Genomic DNA, 5,889 nt, shown 5'->3' on the forward strand with positions numbered 1-5,889 from the left:
CGCCCTTTGATCTGTCATAGCTTCCAGTTTTGTACAAATGTGGGTTTACACGCATAAATCTTTACCGGCATCTTATTTATGCCTATATGCTCAATTTTATATTTAACAGATTTCACTAGTTAAATATAAATTTCGAGCTGAACTTATAAATCAAATGAATCCAACAAATAATGCCAAACCAGAAGAACCATTTACTGTTATAAATGGTTTTTAACCTTTTGAAAAAGCTATTGTTTGTCACAGCATCAACCTTTTGTTGACGCTTAAGAGCCCTTTTCTCTTTTAAACGATTATTTGCGTCTATTTTTCGGTTTTCTTCTACGTTTTGCGGACGTACATCTTTCATTTAATCAAGCCCCTACAATCAGTTCGCGCCATACGGACGCTCTGTTTTTATAGCTTAGAGTTTAAACGGGAGCTGTAATCAGGGAAAGAAGGTTTTGAAATTTTAATAGCCCGAATCACTCGTAGACACTCATTCTAAAAGTTATCACCTGAATCTTTTATTACGTTGTCGTTCTCTAAAAAATCTAACTGTAGGACTAATGCACGTAAATAATGCCCATAGCGTAATACCTACACCCAAAGCAAAAACCCATTTTTCATAATCAATCATGATAAATACCTACAGCAAATAAAATGGATAAATGTATAAATAGAAAGCAACAAAAACAGCTATTAGAGCTAATGAAAACATAAACAAGTCTACTATTAGCCTCATAATGAATTGGCTCCAGTAATGTCTTTAGGAATTGGAGTGCCTAGTGGTATTTGCTCAGCTAAAACAACAGCATCCTGTGCTTTGGAATATCGTTCAGCATCAATGCGAGCGAGATTCTCTAAATATGCTTTTTTATAGTTTTCATCTGACGTTGGCGATGTAGGCTGAACACTAGGTTTTTGCTCTGCAAAGTAATCAAACGGACGATCACCATTTGCTAATCTAAAGCAATCCTTACTGGAGACTTCATGCATGACTGTGCCTTGCTGACTGTATGGAGTGCATTTTCCATTAAATACAACAGCATTCTTAAAACGTGGAAAATCCCTAGGTTTGAACTTTGGTGTATATTTAACATCGTATGGCTTTGCAGGATCATAATAATCAACTACCACTTGATCCATATTATTTCTAGTCGCTTGTTCTAATTCTTTGTTTCTAGCTTCTGTATATTCCTTGTCATAAACGCCACGACATTGTTCAAATGTCCATTGAAACTGTTCTTGGCATGTTCTAATTTTTTCATCAACTTCGGCAGAATATTGTTTTGCATCAACAGTTTTTTGCCCATCTTTGTTGAGAACATCGATTTTTTCACCATTCGTATTTTCAGACTTTTCTTGCTCTAATGTGTCTGTTTTACCTTTCGCATATGAGCCTGTGTAATAAGCTACAGCAAAGCCAATTGCTAGGATAATACCCAGCCCAACAAGAAAGCTGATCAGGTTAATATTGCGATGATATGAACGACTGACTTTTGCACCATCTTCGACAGATTTATATAGAGAATGGATTTCATCTTTGAGTGCATATACGTCGTCATAATAAGCCTGCTGTTTTGAAGCTTTACTGATTTTTACTTGTGCTTCTTTCCACTTGTAGACACGTGACTTTTTCTTACCAACTGCAAAGATATGCCAATGGTCGTTCACCAAGCCTTGTACAAAGGTGCTGATCGGTTTCCAAGACTGTGTTGTAAACCAAACGTCATGGTTTTTATGTCGTATCTTCGCCAGTGGTAATGCATCAGGATGCATTTTGTTAGAATATGCACGAGTAAAACATACAAAATCTTGAATCTCATCAATAATGATTAAAGCATTCTGTGGTGCGCTATGCCAAGGATCTGGCAATTCCTGACAATTCAAACTTGCATCGATGCCCCGAATATTTGTAAAGATTTCTCTATTTTTGCCGTCTTCAGTATTTCTCAGCTTTACAATTTCATCAACAATGATATAGGTCTTACCTGAGCCAATACCACCAGTTACGCCCCGAATATCAGCCATTTGTAGTACCCTTTCTAATTGTTAAATTACTGGCTTTAAGTGAGAGAATAAAAATACCGACACTCACGATAGTAGAAATTAAAATATCAATCCCCGCTAAGCCCATTAGCGAAATGACGTCTGTAGTTAACGATGCTTTCGCATCTGTTAGTAATTTAGTGATTGCTGCCTCAATGGCCTGTTTAGTAACAACAAAGCTAACAATTGATAAGCCCGCGCCAGCTAGTGACCATTTAACGGAATGTTTGCCTATCCATTCAGCAATATTTGCAAATATCTTGAACATAGTTAAATATCCTTAGCTGCATAAGCCAACATGAGAACAGCTATAAAGCCCGAAAGCGCAACAACAAAACTTTTCATCATGGTAGCTATTTCACAGAAGTAGCTAAAATCAACCCTTACGCGAAGATCGCCCAAAATTCCCATGGGAAAAATCTCAGTTCTAGGTGAAAAAGGACATGTAGCATTAAATTTTATGTGTTCTGAATATTCGTAATCGACTAACTCTTCTTCTTCAATTTCAATCTCAGAGTCTTCATCAAGTTCAGGCTCGTCTTTTGTCCAATCTAACCAATCACAAAGCTTTGCTGCATAATCGCAAAAAGGTTTAATCTCAAAAGTATTATTGGTAATCGTTGTATTATTGGTAACGTTTGTACCAGTAGTTGTAGTCGATCCATCTGGGTTGATTACTGTTTTTTCATCAACTTGAGTTTCAGACTTGGTTTCAGTCTTCGATTCACCCTTTATTTCTGTACCAGTATCGATTTTAGGGTCTGTACGGGTTCGACCATCGCCTTTAGGGTCATCTGACTTTAAAGCACCTTTTTGAGCGTCCTTAATATCATTTACAATATTTAGATCAGGTTCTGGATTATCTGATCCAATCGTATAGCTGTTACCAATCATTTGATTAGCAATATCAGCATATTTAGGATCATTTAATAGGTCTTTTAATACTCGTTCTTTTTCTGCATCAGATACAACTTCATTCGTTGGTGGATTTGAAGTTTTATGTGGGTTAGCTCTGCGCTGTGGTGTTGAAGTAGAATTACCCCAAAGTGAACCATCCTTGACATATGTTATTTTTACTTTACATACACCAGATGATTCCATTCCTGAAAATGTGTAAGTCAGTTGATGTTGTGCAGTGTTGTGATATGAGAAATGAGTTATACATGAGTTTTCAGGAGTGTAAGCATATGTATATTTGCCATCTATTTCGGAAAAAAAATACTGATAATCAGAGGTATATTTACCTTCAGTATTTTCTGTATTCGAATTTTGCTCTGGGCGTTTAACAATCTGATTGTTTTCAGGATCCATCACCCAATCAACAGCATCCATAATTCCTTGGACAATTAAACTTCCAGCAACACCACCAGCAGTACCTTTACCCCATTTATTTAATTTTTTATTCCAATCTTTCCAAACCTTATCCTTATCAACTTCAAGGACAGCTTCAGCAACGACACGTGTTTTAGATCCAGCAACTTGTGATCTTGTTTCAATTTGTGGATAGACCGTTTTCATGTCTTTTGAAACAGTCACATTCCTAGAGTCCATTTCTCTATAAGTGGTTTGAGCGAGTTTATCTGAATGTGTTTGACGAACTGTACGACCAACTTCGCTATTCCAGCGTTCAAGGTCGTTGGCTGCATGCACATTGGTTGTAACTATAAGACTGGTGCTTATAGCTAACTGAGATAGCAGGATTAACAACAATCTGTTCATAGAAGCACAACACCAATGCAAACAGCGGTTAGGATAATAAAGTAAACTTGCATAATTAGACTCCTTCAAAATCAAACGCTGGCGAGGTGCCAGCGTTTGATTTTTCGGTTAGCGGCCAATCATTGAGAGGGCTTTGTTGATGCCCCACTTTGCGAACAGTGGGACAGCTTTAACTGACGCGATTGCAAGTAATCCCGCAATGATAGTTACACCTGCAACCTCAGCAGAAAAGTCGATGTTTACAGCATCTTCTGCATGAGCTACAGCCATTGTTGAACCTAGTACAATTGCACCAGTAGCGACTTTTTGACCCCAAGTCATAGGTGTTTTAGTTTTTTGAGACATACGATTTCTCCTAACCATCATGTTCAATAGTTTTTAGATACAAGCGTAAAATTCCTGCTACATAGAATGCCAAAGCAGTCCCTGAGAGGATTGCCGCCACGCTTGCAGGCGGCAATTGATTTAGCTCATCAAGCCAATTCAAATGAGGTTGAACTAAGACAACGCATGTCTGAACTTCGTTAATAACGGTAAGAGCATCACATTGAATTGTCATAGTAAATCCCTTAGCCTTTGCACTTGGTTAAGTGAAAAGCCATGTTGTTTTTGTGCATTAAATTGAAGCATTTAGGACATTCGCGAACGTCAGTTCCAAACAACATAAATTTAATGTTCATACTTAGACCTTCGGTGGAAGAATCACGTTGGTAAGCACTTGTTTTTGACTTTTACCAGTAGAGACAAAATCAAGTTCCAAGGTCACTTCAAACGGAAATTTACGACCACTTAACTGGACTAAGTTACGTGAATCTTGCCATTTGAATTCTGCTACACCCTGCCCAACTGCATTGCCTTGAGAGGTGTCCATCGGAATAAGTGCATAAAGCGTAACGTAGTCATAGTGACGACCGTCTTCAGACTTCCAATCAGTAGCTTTTGCACCCACTAGGTTTGCTTTCATTTGTGACATTTTTTACATCCTCATTGCAGTGACTAATACATGATCTAACCGTTTGGGATAAGCCAACGGATCAGAACACGAAATAATGTTGATAAGTTCTTCAGGTTCAAAGACTTTCTTAAATACGTTGATATATTTGCCGTATTGTTTTTTTATAATTTCTAAAGCTTGTTTAGCGTTGATTGAAGCTGACTTTTTCATGGTTTCGATACGTTCAGGCTGTATATCTTCTGAGAGCATCTGAAAGCATGGATATGCAGCAATAAAATATTCAGACGGTGACAAAAGCATGGTGAACGGCAAAATGCGATCACGTGACTTAAATTCAACTTCGGCACGTTGCCAGTTATCATCTGGATCACCCTCTGCCCTGCCTTTTTCATATAAACGCAGATACATGCCCGATTCACGTGAGCCGATATTGAGAGTACGACCCCGACCGTTTGGACGTTTCCAATTGCCTTTATGTTCTACGTTTGGAGGACGGTTGCCGTTTTGGAATCCACCCATGCCATCCATCATATTGCCCCAATCGACGTTGATACGTTTTCCATCAAAGTCATCATGAGCAATGTCTACACGGGTTAATTTTCCACGTGTTGCAACTGTTGTCAGGAATGTATAAAGGCGTTGTTCCCAACCCTCTTTGGCCATTGAGCAGCCACGACCCGAAAGCATGACTAGGTATGTGTTTCGTTGACCACCAACGCAGACAAATCCGCACTTGTCGCCAATTTCAAACGAGCTTTGGTACATGTTTTTCTTGCCTTTGTCGGCAAGCGTTAGCTGTAATCCGAAGATGTGCTCTATATGTTTTTCAATTTCTAGAGCCATTGCGAAATTTAATTCTGTTTCATTGATGCTTTGATCATCATTAAGCGCATTTACAAACTTGTGGTTTAAAGTGCCGCAGCTATCAGTGAAATTTACCCAGTCAATGACTGCAATTTGATTGTCAGCAGGTAAACGGCATTGAACTTGTTTAGCCCCGCGTGAAGTCATGACCATGTGTAGATGTGGGACTGCGAATGGACGTTCAAAAGGCAAAGGCAAATCGGCATCTTTCAAATGGGAGTGAATGGATTCAAATTCCTGTACCCCCATCTTATTAATGGGGGTCTCTAAAAATCCCATTCCCCACGTACAACTCTGTGGTATTGATTGTTTTTTGATCGGAT

7 protein-coding genes are annotated in these 5,889 nt (G+C 38.6%); all 7 read right to left on the reverse strand.

What is annotated here, in order from left to right; all coding sequences use genetic code 11:
- Positions 1–115 precede the first annotated feature (115 nt).
- The 7 genes from ACN6OV_RS08470 to ACN6OV_RS08500 all read right to left on the reverse strand — a co-directional run bounded on the left by ACN6OV_RS08470 (position 116) and on the right by ACN6OV_RS08500 (position 5,884).
- Complete coding sequence (locus ACN6OV_RS08470; protein WP_427951919.1) at positions 116–346, reverse strand: hypothetical protein; 231 nt, start codon at positions 344–346, stop codon at positions 116–118.
- A 371-nt stretch (positions 347–717) separates the two neighbouring features.
- Complete coding sequence (locus tag ACN6OV_RS08475; RefSeq protein ID WP_427951921.1) at positions 718–2,010, reverse strand: zonular occludens toxin domain-containing protein; 1,293 nt, start codon at positions 2,008–2,010, stop codon at positions 718–720.
- Positions 2,003–2,296, reverse strand: a complete 294-nt coding sequence (locus tag ACN6OV_RS08480) for a DUF2523 family protein (protein ID WP_427951924.1) — start codon at positions 2,294–2,296, stop codon at positions 2,003–2,005. Before ACN6OV_RS08480 ends, ACN6OV_RS08475 begins: the two co-directional genes overlap by 8 nt.
- A gap of 2 nt (positions 2,297–2,298) precedes the next feature.
- On the reverse strand, positions 2,299–3,747 hold the full coding sequence (locus tag ACN6OV_RS08485; RefSeq protein ID WP_427951927.1) for a hypothetical protein: 1,449 nt from the start codon (positions 3,745–3,747) through the stop codon (positions 2,299–2,301).
- A gap of 108 nt (positions 3,748–3,855) precedes the next feature.
- Positions 3,856–4,092 (reverse strand): hypothetical protein, encoded by a 237-nt coding sequence (locus ACN6OV_RS08490; protein ID WP_427951929.1) that lies wholly within the window; start codon positions 4,090–4,092, stop codon positions 3,856–3,858.
- 337 nt (positions 4,093–4,429) lie between these two features.
- Positions 4,430–4,720: a hypothetical protein gene (locus tag ACN6OV_RS08495; protein WP_205666652.1), complete on the reverse strand. Its 291-nt coding sequence runs from the start codon at positions 4,718–4,720 to the stop codon at positions 4,430–4,432.
- Between the two features lie 3 nt (positions 4,721–4,723).
- Positions 4,724–5,884 carry a replication initiation factor domain-containing protein gene (locus ACN6OV_RS08500; RefSeq protein WP_427951932.1) on the reverse strand — a complete coding sequence of 387 codons (1,161 nt, stop codon included), beginning with the start codon at positions 5,882–5,884 and terminating at the stop codon, positions 4,724–4,726.
- Positions 5,885–5,889 lie beyond the last annotated feature (5 nt).

Origin of the sequence: Acinetobacter sp., from assembly GCF_050285345.1 — a bacterium.
GTDB lineage: Bacteria > Pseudomonadota > Gammaproteobacteria > Pseudomonadales > Moraxellaceae > Acinetobacter.